Genomic DNA, 14,718 nt, shown 5'->3' on the forward strand with positions numbered 1-14,718 from the left:
GTCTGTTTCGGCTGGCAGGACTTACGCAGGCTGGATGCATGACCACCAAGAGAACACTGAGCATCCACCGACCTGAAGACATTCTTGGCTATATCCCTCACCTGCTGGGCTATTGGCCCGAAGACAGCCTGGTTGCCATCACCGTGCAGGGGAAAATCCTGGGCGCGACGCTGCGTGTGGATCTTCCGTCCCGCCGGTCGGCCCGGGCACTTGCCGGTTTCGCTGAACAGATACGCCATTACCTGGTGGCGGACGAAGCCGCCAACGGTGTGTTGCTTGCTGTCTACACTGACGCCGGTTGGGCCGAAGGCACCGTCGTCGACCAGACGATGCCAATGATTGAAGCCTTGCAACTGTCCCTCGACGAGGTTGACTTGTCGGTGCGGGATGCCTGGCTGATCGGAACCCAATACTGGCGCAGTGCCTTCTGTTCGGACAAGGGCTGTTGCCCGGATCCAGGACTTCCGGTGGCCCGCATCAAGGACAGCCAGCTGAGCGCTGAGCTCGTGTACCAAGGGAGTGCAGTCGGTCCGTCGCCGAGGAGCGGCACTGGACAACCTTCGCTCGCCAGATCAGGACCGCTGGATCCGTCCGTGAAGGAAGCGGAGTCCCGGTTCGGGGAGCGCATCCTCGGCATGTGGCGCAGTGAGCGGTGCCTGGAGTCCGTCCTTGCGGTCTGGCATCACGTCCTCGCCAGGGTTGAGCACGCACCTTTGCAGCCGGAGACTGATGCGCAACTCATCGGATTCCTCAGGACCACGCTGAAGGTGCCGGCTTGGCGGGATGCCGTGGTGGTCATGGCGGCCGCCGGCATGGACTCTGCAATATCCGGGGCTGCTGCTTTTGAACTCTTCAGCGGTGAAGAGTCATGCGCGCCGCCGTTTGATGTTGGCGAACTCGGCGTTACGGCATCCGCAGGCAACCCTCCGGCCTTTGCTCCGAGTGGTTCGAGTGGGCAAGGGGATGTCTTCACTTATGGCGATGTCCTGCTGGGAATGCGCCCCGATACGCCGTGCTGGGGCCGTGTTGATGCGTTGCACCGCGTTCTTGCCGGGCTGTGCGTGGAAGGGGAGTCGGGTGACGTGGCTGCTGCGGCGTTCACGCTCCAAGGGTGGATCTCATGGTGCAAGGGCAGCGGTTCAATCGCCCATGCATGCCTTGTCCGGGCTGAAACTGCCCGTCCTGGTTATCGATTGGCCGCACTGCTGATGGAAGTCCTGGGCAAGGGCGCCGTTTGTCGTTGGGCGGCCCGGCCCGCCTCGGCCTGGCGGGGATCCAGGCAAGCACAGGTATAGGACGCCTGTATCCACGTGGTGGGACTTCAACAGGCATGGGTTTCGCAAAACCGTGAGACAATGGATGCCGAGACCCGGTTGGGTCCGCGTTTGAATGCCTGCTTGAGCCCGGAAACGGGAACAAATCAGCGTTGTCGGGAGTTCTATCTACAGACTCTGCAGACGGCGATCGCATTTGAAATTGATCGCGGACTTGACAGGGTCATAGTGGTGTTGCCCGTATGGTGATTCCACAGACCGCCGCTAGAAAGGTTTTCTGTGACTCCGTCTTCCGTCGAGAAGGAACCCGCCGCCCAGGCTGAATTGACCGCCGAGGAAAAGAAGGCGGCCACGTCGGCAAAGCGCGCGGCGACACGCGCTGCCAACAAGGCTTCAGAGGGTGACTCTGACAAGCCAGCACCCAAGAAGCGTGGGCCCAAGCCCGGCGCGAAGGCCGCCGCTGAGGCCGCGAACAAGTCTGGCTCCGACTCCGAGGAAGCCACTGCCGAGGACGAAGACTTTGATCCCGCAGCAGCGGAGGAAGTCGAAGTCGGGGAAGATGACACCGAGGATGGTGCAGCTGCCGCCAAGGACAAGCCCGCCCCGTCCGGCTCGGGATTCGTCTATTCCGACGCCGACGACGACGACGCCCCCGTCCAGCAGGTCATGTCCGCGGGCGCAACCGCCGACCCCGTCAAGGACTACCTGAAGCAGATCGGCAAGGTCGCCCTGCTGAACGCAGAGCAGGAAGTGGACCTGGCACTTCGCATTGAAGCCGGCCTTTTTGCCGAGGAAAAGATCAACGCTGATGACGGATCCATGGATCCCAAACTCAAGCGTGAACTTGAGTTCGTCATTCACGACGGAAAGCGCGCCAAGAATCACCTGCTCGAGGCCAACCTGCGTCTCGTCGTTTCCTTGGCCAAGCGCTACACAGGCCGTGGCATGCTCTTCCTGGACCTGATCCAGGAAGGCAACCTTGGCCTTATTCGTGCCGTGGAGAAGTTCGACTACACCAAGGGCTTCAAGTTCTCCACGTACGCCACGTGGTGGATTCGCCAGGCCATCACGCGCGCCATGGCTGACCAGGCCCGCACCATCCGTATTCCGGTGCACATGGTGGAAGTCATCAACAAGCTGGCACGTGTCCAGCGCCAGATGCTCCAGGACCTCGGCCGCGAACCAACGCCGGAAGAGCTGGCACTGGAGCTGGATATGACCCCTGAGAAGGTAGTAGAGGTCCAGAAGTACGGACGCGAGCCGATCTCGCTCCACACCCCGCTCGGCGAGGATGGAGACTCCGAGTTTGGTGACCTGATTGAGGACTCGGAAGCTGTAGTTCCGGCCGACGCCGTCAGCTTCACCCTTCTGCAGGAGCAGCTCCACTCGGTGCTGGACACCCTGTCCGAGCGCGAAGCCGGCGTGGTGGCCATGCGGTTCGGCCTGACTGACGGCCAGCCGAAGACTTTAGACGAAATCGGCAAGGTCTACGGAGTGACGCGTGAGCGCATCCGCCAGATCGAATCGAAGACAATGTCCAAGCTGCGGCACCCGTCCCGCTCGCAGGTCCTCCGGGACTACCTGGACTAAATCTGTCCGCACTGCAAAAGCGGCCCAGTCGGATAACCGGCTGGGCCGCTTTTTGTTGATCGCCGCTTGTAAAGCACAACCCGGGTACATCCGGGAAGCAACGAGGCTCCTCCCTGGTGGGAGGAGCCTCGTTATCTGATCAACACAATACTTGCTGAATAAGGGAGTCCGGCTCTGCGGGCTGCCCTGCCTAGTCGACGGGGACGGGCGCCTTCTCGTTGAGGCGCTCGGTCTCATCGTGCCAGTCCGAAGTCATGGGCCGGAGCGTAGCTTCAACTGCACGTGCGTGGTGGCCGCAGAAAAGCAGCTCACCACCGGAGGACTCGAGTACAACGCGGACATATGCTTGGGCTCCGCAACGATCGCACCGGTCAGCTGCGTTTAGCGTGCGGTCTGCAACTGCAACTGCTGTTGTCATGTCGGCCTCCTTAGTAGTTCCGTACATCCATATAACCAGCATTCGACGCAGATCCATGGCAAGGATGGGTCACTTTCGCTGTCCGCGTATCACATGTGCGTAACGTAACCACGCAGCTTGGCCCGTACCGGGAGTGGCAACCAGTGCCACCGGGCCGTCGGGGCTAGCCTAGTATGGGCAGTGTTTGCCCTGAGTTTCCAGCAATTACCAGCAGCTACTAACAGCAACGAACAGCAACTGGGCGGCTGGGAAGCACCCCAAGATTCACCTTGAGATATACCCGAAGGAGCACACCGCGAGTGGCACCGAGTTCTGAATACAACGCCCGGCACCTGTCTGTCCTTGAAGGCCTGGAAGCCGTCCGCAAACGCCCGGGCATGTACATCGGTTCCACCGACTCCCGTGGCCTCATGCACTGCCTGTGGGAAATCATCGACAACGCCGTTGATGAAGCCCTGGCGGGCTTCGGCCACGACATCAAGGTGATCCTCCACGCCGACAACTCAGTGGAAATCCATGACGACGGCCGTGGCATCCCGGTGGACGTTGAACCCAAGACCGGCCTGTCCGGCGTCGAGGTCGTCTTCACCAAACTGCATGCTGGTGGCAAGTTCGGCGGCGGTTCCTATACGGCATCCGGCGGTCTGCACGGCGTTGGCGCTTCCGTGGTCAATGCGCTGTCCAGCCGCCTGGACGTTCAGGTGGATCGCGGCAGCAAGACCTACCAGATGTCCTTCCGCCGGGGTGAGCCCGGCCGGTTCGTGGATTCGGGTTCGAAGCCTGGCCCCGAGGCTCCGTTTGAGCCGTTCGTTGAGAACTCCGTGCTGGACGTGGTGGGCAAGGCGAAGCGCGGCGTGACGGGAACCCGGGTCCGCTACTGGGCGGACCGGCAGATTTTCACGCCTGATGCGAAGTTCTCCTACGATGACCTCGCCGCGAGGGCCCGCCAGACCTCCTTCCTTGTGCCCGGGTTGAAGATTACGGTCCGCGATGAACGCAAGCTCGCCGGAACTCCGGGGGAGAACGGTGCGCATGAGGAAGTGTTCCATCATGACGGCGGCATCTCGGAATTCGTTGAGTTCCTGGCTGCAGATGCCGGGGTGACGGATGTTTGGCGACTCCACGGCTCCGGCAAGTTCAAGGAAACCGTCCCGGTGCTGGACGATAAGGGGCACAGCAAGATCGCGGAAGTCGAACGCGATTGTGAGGTCGATATTGCCCTGCGTTGGGGAATCGGCTACGAAACCACCATGCGCAGCTTCGTGAACATCATCGCCACTCCCAAGGGCGGCACCCACCAGTCGGGCTTCGAGGCGGCGCTGCTGAAGACCTTCCGCAAAGCTGTGGAAACGAATGCCCGCAAGCTCAAGGCCGGCAACGACAAAATCGAGAAGGATGACATTCTCGCCGGGCTTACTGCTGTTTTGACTGTCCGGCTTGCGGAGCCGCAGTTCGAGGGGCAGACCAAGGAGATCCTGGGCACGTCGGCGGTACGGGCCATTGTGGCCAAGGTGGTGGAAAAGGAGATCACTGGCCGGTTGAACTCAGCCAACCGCAACGACAAGGCGCAGTCCGCGCTCCTTCTGGAAAAGATGGTCAGCGAGATGAAGTCGCGCATCTCGGCACGGGTTCATAAGGAAACGCAGCGTCGCAAGAATGCGTTGGAAACCTCCTCGATGCCCACCAAGCTGGCCGATTGCCGCACGGACGATGTTGCCCGTTCAGAGTTGTTCATCGTTGAGGGTGACTCGGCCCTGGGTACAGCCAAGCTCGCCAGATCTTCCGATTTCCAGGCCCTGCTGCCCATCCGCGGAAAAATCCTGAACGTCCAAAAGGCTTCCGTGGGCGACATGCTCTCCAACGCCGAGTGCGCGGCGCTTATTCAGGTAGTAGGGGCCGGCTCGGGTCGCAGCTTCGATATTGAGGCAGCCCGTTACGGCAAGGTCATCCTCATGACTGACGCCGACGTGGACGGCGCGCATATCCGGACCTTGCTGCTGACCCTGTTCTTCCGCTACATGCGCCCCATGGTGGAAGCGGGCCGCGTGTTTGCAGCAGTTCCGCCCCTTCACCGGGTGGAAGTGATCAATCCCGGCCAGAAGGCCAACGAGATGATCTACACCTACTCTGAGGCGGAGCTTCATGTCCTCCTGGCCAACCTCGCCAAGGAAGGCAAGCGCTACAAAGAGCCCATTCAACGGTACAAAGGCCTGGGCGAAATGGATGCGCAGCAACTGGCAGAGACCACCATGGATCCGCGGCACCGGACCTTGCGGAAAGTTGGCATCGATAGCGCCCAGCGCGCTGAAGAGGTCTTTGACCTTCTGATGGGCTCAGATGTAGCGCCCCGCAAGGAGTTCATTATTGCCGGTGCGGCCACACTGGACCGGGAACGCATCGACGCTTAGCGGGCGGTGGGCGGAGCCGTTGTTTCCTTGGTTCCGGGCGTGGCGAATGCCGTCAGCCCCACCAGCAGTGCCAAGGCTCCCAATCCCCAGGGAAGTCCGACTGCCACGGCGATGCCGCCCACCAGCAACGGACCACCGGCATCGCCGAGTTCGCGTCCCAGCTCGGCTGAACCCATGGTTCTGCCCAGCCGTTCGGAGGGGGTCGAGTCTGCCAGGTGCGAAAAAGCCAAGGGGGTGGAAATACCTATTCCTGCGCCGATCAGGACGGCAGCAAAGTAGATCCAGGCCGCGCCGGGGAGGAGCCCTGCCATCAGTGTGCCACCCGCGATGCAGAGCAAGCCTGCCACCATGCCTGGCTTGTCGGCGAGGAGGCCTTGGTCCCGCAGTCTGCCGATACGTGGTTGTATCAGCGACGACGCCAGAGCCAATACCGTGACAACTGCCACGCTTCCTGCCGTGCCAAGACCTTCGCGTGCCGCCATGGCAGGAAGGAAGCCGACGGCTGCGCCCAAGGATCCGGTGGCTGCAGCCAGGACCAGTGTGGGGCCCAGGAATGATCTCCCGGTGCTCTGGCGCCAAACATCCACAATGGTGTACCGGGGGCGGGGCAGTGGTGCCAGACGCGGCACCGCAACCGCAGCCCACACTGTTACAATGAGGCCCAGGGCGGACAGGACGCCGAAGAGGAGCGGGAAACCGCCGCTGATGATGGATACAGCTCCCAGTAGCGGTCCTACCGCGTAGCCGAGCCCCTTCCACGAACCGTATCGTCCGAAATACCGTCCGGTGTTCTTTCCCGCGAGGCGTGCCACGCTGGCTGATGATGCCGGTGAGAAAGCCGAAGCCGCCATGCCTTGCCCCAGTCGTGCCGCGGCGAGCATGGCAGGTTGGTCGGCCCACAACCCGATCAGTGAAGCCGCGGAGAAGGCCAGGAGCCCACCTACGATGACCGGTTTTGGCCCGATGCGGTCACTGAGGGCGCCAAACACCGGCTTCAGGAACACTTCGGCGATGTCGTACAAGGCCAACAGGGTACCCAAGGCCAACAGGCTCAATCCAATGTCCGCGCTTTCGGCCCCCAGGCCGGCAGCGACAGCATGCGCGCCGAAGGCGGTGGTGAATCCCGCAGCGTAAAGCGGCCAACGCTGGGTAGCTGGGACGGGGAGGGTTGCGGTGTTTGGGGGATTCACGCTTCACAATGTACCCGGGCCTTTGTGGACGCTGCGCCGCGCGCCTGACCCGTCACTACCGTTCAGCCCAAGAGTCCCGGGACGATCAACAGCGCGGTCGGCACCGCCAGCAGCAAGGCCGATACCACCAGGACAAGGATGCGCAAGCTCTTGGTGAGTGGCGGCTGGGGTGAGAGGAGGCGGCTGACGCGTGACGCCGTCGTGCGTGGCGAGTCCGCTCCCCCGGTGGCACTGACGGCATTGCTTTCCACCACGGCCCCACCGGCGTTGAGGGCCCCGGTTCCGAGGGCGGGTTGGGAGGTTCCGCTGGCGACGATCGCGATGGCCTTGATCAGGGTGCCTTTGCTTTCGGTCCGCAAAGCGACGTCATCGGCCAGCATCTCGATCAGGGAGTTCACCGCCGTCTGGGCCAGCCGCGTGGTGGGGAACCACGGCAGGGCTTGGCGCCAGGCGGCGAAGGCCCACAGCAGGAGGTCGTGGCGCTGGGACAGGTGTGCGTTCTCGTGGATGAGGACGGCCCTGAGCTCAGCCGGCTCCAGGGCTGCCATGAGGCCGTCCGACAACACCGTGACGGATCGGGCGCCGCCGGGGAGGCAGTACGCCACGGGGGAGTCGTGGTTGATGACTACGGTGCCGGGGCCGTCGTCGGACGGTGAGGCGAGCAAGGCCAGCAGCTCGCGATGCCGGCGCCGCTGGCGCTCAATCTTGTAATAGGTCAGCAGCAGGGTGAAAACCAGGTGCGCGGTCAACAGTGCCGCCGCAGACAGTGCGAAGAGGTGCCAAAAGCCCAATGCTGTGGTGGGTTCGTTGTTGAAGACCATGCCGGCCAGGCTCTTGAGCCCGGCTATGAGGTTGTCTCCGATGGGCTCCAGTCCGTAGACCAGCATGGCGCCGATCATGGAGAGCCCACCAGCGAGGGCGATCGCCTGCCACAGGACCATGGCCGTGAACGGCGAGCGCGCCGGCCACTGGGCGCGGGACAGCAGGACGGGTACCGGCCACGCCAAAATCAATGCCAGGACCGCAAGCAGGTATGAGGTCCAGAACATAGTGGCTAATTGTAGCCGAGCAGTTTGCGCAGGGTAGCGGCTTCACTTTCGGTGACGGAACCAATGAAGCGGGCCAGAACGGCCTCGCGGTCCGGAGCGGAGCCCAGGACTTCATGCATCAGTTCGGCGGTGTGGTCGGCACGGCTGGAAACAGCTTGGTAGCGGTGCGGACGCGTACCGCGCTCACGCTCCACCAGCCCCTTCTTTTCCAGGCGTGACAGCACGGTAAGCACCGTGGTCACGGCCAGATCCTTGCCTTGATGTCCCGCAGTGCCGTCTCCGGCCTCGGAATCCTGCGCCAGGAGATCGCGCAGGGTATTGGCAGTTGCAGCCTCCTGGCCTGCCCAGAGCAGATCCATGACTGCCCGTTCCAGTTCCCCAAGACTTGCCATCTATACGTCCCTACCTTCCGCTTCCCGGTGCAGGGTTACTGCTGCCGGGAGCGATGATCCAACATTCCACCATAAATCTACCGCTTTTCAGCTCTTCATTCTACGTGAGGTAGAACTATCGGCGCGCCGCGGCCGCCGGGGAGCCCTTGCGCGTGGGTTACGCCACTTGAAGAATGGGTTTCGTCGCCCGCCATTTGTTCTACACTGTGTAGAAGAGAAGTTTCTACGCAACGTAGAAGTAACGTCATCGTACTTCGGTCCGCCGCACAAAGGACAGCCATGGACGCCTTGGAAATCGCACGCTGGCAATTCGGTATCACTACCGTGTACCACTTCATGATGGTGCCCCTCACTATCGGTCTGGGACTGGTTGTGGCCATTATGCAGACCATCTGGTACCGCACGGGCAAGCCCGAATACCTGCGGATGACCAAGTTCTGGGGAAAGCTCTTCCTCATCAACTTCATCATGGGCGTGGCCACGGGCATCGTGCAGGAATTCCAGTTCGGTATGGCGTGGAGCGAGTACAGCCGGTTCGTGGGTGACGTGTTCGGCGCGCCGCTGGCACTCGAGGCCCTGCTGGCCTTCTTTGTTGAATCAACGTTCCTGGGGCTGTGGATCTTCGGGTGGAAGCAACTCAAGCGCGGCGTGCACCTGGCTTGCCTGTGGATCGCCGTGATTGGTTCCGTCTTCTCCGCCTACTTCATCATCGTGGCGAACTCCTGGATGCAGCACCCTGTAGGGGTGGAGATGGTGGATGGACGGCCCGTGATGACCGACGCCTGGGCCGTCTTCACCAACAACACCGCCTTGGTGGCTGTACCCCACACGCTGTTCGGTGCACTCGCAGTCGCCGGCGCATTCCTCCTGGGCATCGCCTGGTACCACTTGTGGCGTCGCCGGCATGACGGCATTGACGTGGTGGGCAAGGACGGCAAGCTGGTTCCCGGCGAAGCTGCGATCCCGGGCCGGGACACGTCCGACTACACCGTGTGGATGAAGAGCCTCCGGATCGGTGCCGTTGTTGCCATGATTTCCTTCGCCGGCACCGCCATCACGGGCGACCTGCAGGGCAAGCTGATGTTTGAACAACAGCCCATGAAAATGGCTGCCGCAGAAGCCGCCTGCCACGATGGCACGGGCTTCTCGGTCCTGAGTGTTGGCAACCTCGGCGCCACCAACTGCGATGACATTGTTGCCGTGATCGAAGTGCCCGGCATCCTCTCCTTCCTGGCCAAGGGGGACTTCACCACCGAAGTGAAGGGTGTCAACAGCCTGCTGGGCGAGTACAAGGAAAAGTACGGAACCCACCTCCCGGACAACCCGCTGTACGGCGACCGTGCCGGGCAGGAAATCCAGTACGTGCCCGTGATGGAAGTGACCTACTGGGGCTTCCGCATGATGATCGGCTTCGGCGGGATCGCAGCCTTTGCCGCACTGCTGGCTCTCTGGGTGACCCGCAAGGGCGTAGTACCGCAATCGAAGTGGCTCATGCGCCTCGCCGTCTTCGGCATCCTGGCACCCTTCGGCGCCAACGCCGCTGGCTGGATCTTCACTGAAATGGGCAGGCAACCGTTCGTGGTGGCGCCCAACCCGGACATGAACGGCATCGACCAAGTGTTTATGTTTACTGCTGCCGCCGTGTCACCGGGGGTCAGTGCCGGGGAGCTCCTGACCTCGCTGGTGGTCCTTACCGCCATCTACGCCGTCTTGCTGGTGGTCGAAGTGAAACTCCTGGTCAAGTACATCCGCGGCGGCGTGGCCTCCGCGATGCCGGAGCTGGCCCACCCGGCCAAGGACAGGGACGACGACGACAAGAACGACGCCGGCCAGGACAAGTCCGGCGACGACGTCCTGGCATTCGCCTACTAGAAACAGGGGAAACTGACATTGGAACTGTTGCCAACCATCTGGTTTGTGGCCATCGCGGTGCTGTGGACGGGTTACCTCTTCCTGGAGGGCTTTGACCTTGGCGTCGGCATGCTCATGAAGCTCTTTGCCCGCAACAACACGGACCGCCGTGTGCTGCTCAACACCATCGGCCCCGTGTGGGACGGCAACGAGGTATGGCTGCTCACTGCGGCCGGAGCCACTTTCGCGGCCTTCCCGCTCTGGTACGCCTCGCTGTTTTCAGCCCTCTACCTCCCGCTCCTGGCAGTCCTGGCCGCGCTGATCTTCCGGGCTGTCGCCTTCGAATACCGCGGCAAAGTGGACTCGGAGCGCTGGCGGAACCGCTGGGACTGGGCGATCGCCGTTGGATCCTTCGTCGCAGCCTTCGGCATCGGTGCCGCCCTGGCGCTGACCACCACCGGTCTTCCGTTGAACGCCAACGGAGACCGCAGCGGCGGCCCCATGTCCTGGTTCAGTGGCTATGCGCTGCTGGGCGGTTTCGGTGTGGTGGCGTTCGCTCTGGTTCACGCCCTTGCCTTCCTGGCCCTGAAGACCGACGGCGATGTGCGGCACCGTGCACGCCGCTGGTTTGTGCGTTTGGTGCCGTTCGCGGTGTTGCCGATGTTCGGCTGGATGGTGTCCGTACAATTCCTCAGCGGTAAGCCGTGGACCTGGGCCCTGGTGGCGGCCGGAGTCGTGGCTGTCGTCCTGGCCTGGACGTTGGCCAGGGCAGGGGCAGAAGGACGGGCCTTCGGTGCCCTGGGCGGGTTCATTGTGTGCGCCACCGCTTCGATCTTCGGGGCAGCCTTCCCCGTGGTGATTCCTTCCACCCTTGATCCAGCGTTCAACCTGACCATTTCCAATGCCTCATCCTCGGACTACACACTGGGACTGATGAGCATTGTGGCCGCCGTAGGACTGCCCTTGGTGATCGCGTACCAGTCGTGGACCTACTGGGTATTCCGCCGGCGCGTCAGCGCCGCGCATATCCCCGAAGCGCACGGTTTCCTTCCCGCGATTGCTGCCAAGGTCCTGATCCCCAAGGACAGCCAGCCAACCGCCGGCACCAAGGAAGGCTAACGGCCCCATGAAGCCCGTGTTCCCCTCCGGCCCGGCCACCCGATCCGCGCTGTACCTCATTGGGCTCCTGTCCGCCCTCAAGGCGCTGTCCCTGGTGCTCATGGCCCAGGCCGTGGCGGGGATGCTGGCAGGGCTCGCCTCCGGAACGGGGGACTGGAGCAGCGGACTTGTCTGGGGTGCTGTGGGAGCAGTCCTGAGGTCACTCACGGTCTGGGGCCAGGGCATCGCCTCCAGGCGGGCGGCACTTGGCGTCAAGGAGGAGTTGCGGGCGCAGCTGCTGCGGCGCTCACTGGCCGACCGTGCTTCATCCCCGGTAGAAGGAATGAACGACGGCGGCCTGGCGATCCTGGCGACGCGTGGCCTGGACGCGCTGGACGACTACTACACCCAGTACCTGCCCGCCTTGGTCAATTGCGCCACGGTACCGCTGTTGATCGGGGCCAGGATTCTCTTTGCCGACTGGGTCAGCGCGGTAGTGATCGTCCTGACGGTTCCGCTGGTGCCGTTGTTCATGGTCCTGATTGGCCGGCATACGGAGGACAACGTCAGGGACGCCCAGACAAGCCTCCGGAAACTCTCCGGCCACATCCTGGAACTGGCCAAGGGCCTTCCGGTGCTGGTGGGCCTGGGCCGCGCCACCGAACAACGCGCAGCCTTGGAAGACATTTCGGAGCAGTACCGGAGCCGGACCATGGGAACCCTCCGAACAGCCTTCCTGTCAGCGTTGGCGCTCGAACTCATTGCCACGATCTCCGTTGCCGTTGTAGCTGTGTTCATCGGCGTCAGGCTTGTGGGCGGCGACATGGCCCTGGAAGCCGGACTCCTGGCCCTTATCCTTGCCCCGGACTGCTACTTGCCGCTGCGGGAGCTGGGTACTGCCCACCACGCCAGCGACGACGGCAGGGCCGCCTTGGAAACCACCAATGCCGTGCTGGATGCCCCCGCGCACCAGGCCCTGCCTGACAAAGAATCCTCCAACAGCATGCCGTCCGGCGTTGTGGTGGACGGGTTGTCGGTGACCTATCGCGGGAGGTCCACGGCCGCCGTCGGGCCCCTCAGCTTTACCGCCCCGCAAGGCAGCATTACAGCCCTCGACGGCGACAGCGGCGCCGGGAAGAGCACCGTCCTCGGTGTCCTTGCCGGACTGATCGGACCAGGGCCGGGAGCAGGCGTGACGGGAACCGTCACTGGAGCCGGGAAGGGTGCCGTGGCATGGGTGCCGCAACACCCCGCCATGGCAACAGGGACCGTCCAGGAAGAAGTGTCCCTGTATCTTGACGGATACAACGGAGATGCTGCCCAAGCCGTCACACGTGTTTTGTCGAAAGCAAGGGCTGCGCACCTGGCTGGGAAGAACCCGGCCGAACTGAGCCCCGGTGAACTGCGCCGTGTTGCGCTCGCCCGCGGACTGGCACGGGTGGAAGCAGGCGCCACCGTCCTGCTGCTCGACGAGCCCACCGCGCACTTGGACCCCTACTCAGCCAGCGTGGTCCGCCACGCCATCGAGTCTCTGCGAGGCAACGTTACGGTCATCCTGGTGGCCCACGACGCCGCAACCCGTGCGCTCGCGGACCACGTGGTGCCCGTGGGAAACAAACGCTTCCATAATGCGCCCATGGTTCCGTCCGTGACCACAGGTGACACCCGGGAGACTGCCGCCGGCGAACAGCGCCAAACATCCATGACCGATGGTTTTACCCAGCGCACCCCACAGGCCGGCAATCTGAAGCGCCTGGTGCGGATCCTCCAACCCGTGCAGTGGAAGTTCGTCGCCGCCGGCACCGTGGCGGTCCTGGCTGCCCTGTTCGCGGTGGCATTGTCCGGTTTGTCCGGGTGGCTGATCATCAGGGCCAGCGAACAACCGCCCATCCTCTACTTGCTGGGCGCGATTGTCGGCGTCAGATTCTTCGGAATCGGCAGGGCAGTCCTGCGCTACTGTGAGCGGCTCCTGACCCACGACGCCGTATTCGCCGCCATGACCCGCCTCCGCGGAGCACTGTGGGGGACACTGAGCCGCAGGGCACTGTCATTGAGGCGCCTTCTCCAGGGCGGCAACGTGCTTGGCGCAATCGTGGACGACGTCGATACCCTCCGGGACCTCCTGCCACGGGTTGCGCTGCCACCCGTCACCGCAGTGGGGGTGGGAGCTGCGGCGATCGCAGCCACAGCCATCGTCCTGCCCGCCGCCCTGCCCGCTGTGGTGCTGGCTTCCGTGGTGGGACTTGCAATCGCCCCGCTCATTGCCGTCCTGGCCGACCGGAACGCTGCCAAGGGCGAACAGCACATGCGCTCCGTGGTACTTCACGGCGTGGCCTCAGCCCTGGACGCCCGGGCAGAACTGACGGCCAACGCAGTAGCCGGGCCGATCCTCAAGGATCTGCGAACCAAAGACCGCGCCGCCACCGTCTCTGCCCAGCGCTCGGCATGGGCTGAAGGCCTCGGCCAAGCCGTGATCGTCCTGGCATGCTCGCTGGCAGCCTTGTGGGCAGGTGTCCTCAGCGCTCCTTCGGTTGTCTCCGGTACGGTCCCACCCGAACTTGTGGCTGTCATCGTCCTGATGCAGCTGGCCTTGGTGGATGCCTTCAGCGGCATCGTTTCCGCGGTGCGCCAGGCTCCGGCGCTCGCGGCCGTGCTGGGCCGGGTTGCTGCGTCCGGGGCTTTGGACGTTTCTGGCGCCGATCTTTCCGAGGCAACCCGAACAGAGCTCGACGGCGGCCCGCGGCCACTCCCGGACCGCGACGGCGCAGCGGGGCTTGAATTGAAGGGTGCGGCGGCTGCCTGGCCCGGGGGTCCCGATGCCTTCGCCGGGATCACCGCTGAAGCCGGACCCGGCCGCTGGCTCGCGGTGACAGGGCCCTCGGGCGCGGGAAAGACCACGCTGCTGTCCGTGCTGCTGGGCTTCCTGCCGCTCACCCGGGGAACAGCGAAGCTGACGGGTACTGCCGCCTGGTGCCCCCAGGAAGCGCACCTGTTCGACTCCACCATCCGTGGGAACCTCCTGCTCAGCCGTCCAGCCGCGGCGAAGCCAAGCGAGGCCGAGATGTACAAGGCACTGGCGGACGTCGGACTTGATGTGGTGGTGGACGCCTTGCCGGACGGACTCGATGCCAGGATCGGGCCCGGCGGCTCGTTCCTCAGCGGAGGCGAACGGCAGCGGCTGGCGATGGCCAGGACCCTTCTGACCGGAGCGTCGGTACTTCTGCTCGACGAGCCCACTGCCCATCTGGACGCCGGTTCTGCACGGGAAATGATGGCCATTCTTCGCGAAGGCCTCAAGGACGTCACTGTTGTTCTGGTGACCCACAATCCCGACGACATTGATCCGGGGGATGCCCGGCTCGAACTGTCCGCAGCCCAGCCTGCGACGAAACAAAGCATGGGCGCGCCGGAACTGGTGGGAAAGCGTACCCCTCAGTAACCTGTTGGC

Annotated in this window: 10 protein-coding genes; 6 read left to right on the forward strand and 4 right to left on the reverse strand. The window is 63.5% G+C overall.

Features of this window, described 5'->3' with window-relative positions; genetic code table 11:
- Positions 1-38: 38 nt before the first annotated feature.
- The gene (locus CGK93_RS09055) at positions 39-1,295 is read left to right on the forward strand and encodes a DUF4192 domain-containing protein (RefSeq protein ID WP_089594536.1); all 1,257 of its coding nucleotides are present in this window, start codon (positions 39-41) and stop codon (positions 1,293-1,295) included.
- A gap of 258 nt (positions 1,296-1,553) precedes the next feature.
- Positions 1,554-2,864, forward strand: coding sequence for an RNA polymerase sigma factor (locus CGK93_RS09060; RefSeq protein WP_089594537.1), 1,311 nt, complete (start codon positions 1,554-1,556; stop codon positions 2,862-2,864).
- 190 nt (positions 2,865-3,054) lie between these two features.
- Here CGK93_RS09060 and CGK93_RS09065 read toward each other — a convergent pair whose 3' ends face one another.
- Positions 3,055-3,282: a DUF7455 domain-containing protein gene (locus CGK93_RS09065; RefSeq protein ID WP_089594538.1), complete on the reverse strand. Its 228-nt coding sequence runs from the start codon at positions 3,280-3,282 to the stop codon at positions 3,055-3,057.
- A gap of 299 nt (positions 3,283-3,581) precedes the next feature.
- Between CGK93_RS09065 and CGK93_RS09070 the strand changes: the two genes are divergently transcribed.
- On the forward strand, positions 3,582-5,690 hold the full coding sequence (locus tag CGK93_RS09070) for a DNA gyrase/topoisomerase IV subunit B (RefSeq protein WP_089594539.1): 2,109 nt from the start codon (positions 3,582-3,584) through the stop codon (positions 5,688-5,690).
- Here the strand turns inward: CGK93_RS09070 and CGK93_RS09075 are convergent.
- The 3 genes from CGK93_RS09075 to CGK93_RS09085 all read right to left on the reverse strand — a co-directional run bounded on the left by CGK93_RS09075 (position 5,687) and on the right by CGK93_RS09085 (position 8,321).
- Positions 5,687-6,880 (reverse strand): MFS transporter, encoded by a 1,194-nt coding sequence (locus tag CGK93_RS09075; RefSeq protein ID WP_089594540.1) that lies wholly within the window; start codon positions 6,878-6,880, stop codon positions 5,687-5,689. The genes CGK93_RS09070 and CGK93_RS09075 overlap by 4 nt on opposite strands.
- A gap of 62 nt (positions 6,881-6,942) precedes the next feature.
- Positions 6,943-7,929, reverse strand: coding sequence for a M56 family metallopeptidase (locus tag CGK93_RS09080; RefSeq protein WP_089594541.1), 987 nt, complete (start codon positions 7,927-7,929; stop codon positions 6,943-6,945).
- Between the two features lie 5 nt (positions 7,930-7,934).
- Positions 7,935-8,321, reverse strand: coding sequence for a BlaI/MecI/CopY family transcriptional regulator (locus CGK93_RS09085; RefSeq protein WP_011774471.1), 387 nt, complete (start codon positions 8,319-8,321; stop codon positions 7,935-7,937).
- Between the two features lie 279 nt (positions 8,322-8,600).
- Between CGK93_RS09085 and CGK93_RS09090 the strand changes: the two genes are divergently transcribed.
- The 3 genes from CGK93_RS09090 to cydD are packed head-to-tail and all read left to right on the forward strand — an operon-like array spanning position 8,601 to position 14,709.
- Positions 8,601-10,193 (forward strand): cytochrome ubiquinol oxidase subunit I, encoded by a 1,593-nt coding sequence (locus CGK93_RS09090; protein WP_089594542.1) that lies wholly within the window; start codon positions 8,601-8,603, stop codon positions 10,191-10,193.
- Positions 10,194-10,211: 18 nt separating this feature from the next.
- Positions 10,212-11,291: a cytochrome d ubiquinol oxidase subunit II gene (cydB, locus tag CGK93_RS09095; protein WP_089594543.1), complete on the forward strand. Its 1,080-nt coding sequence runs from the start codon at positions 10,212-10,214 to the stop codon at positions 11,289-11,291.
- A gap of 7 nt (positions 11,292-11,298) precedes the next feature.
- Positions 11,299-14,709, forward strand: coding sequence for a thiol reductant ABC exporter subunit CydD (cydD, locus tag CGK93_RS09100; RefSeq protein WP_089594544.1), 3,411 nt, complete (start codon positions 11,299-11,301; stop codon positions 14,707-14,709).
- Positions 14,710-14,718: the final 9 nt, after the last annotated feature.

The sequence above is a fragment of the Arthrobacter sp. YN genome (genome assembly GCF_002224285.1).
In the GTDB taxonomy this organism is placed as follows: domain Bacteria; phylum Actinomycetota; class Actinomycetes; order Actinomycetales; family Micrococcaceae; genus Arthrobacter.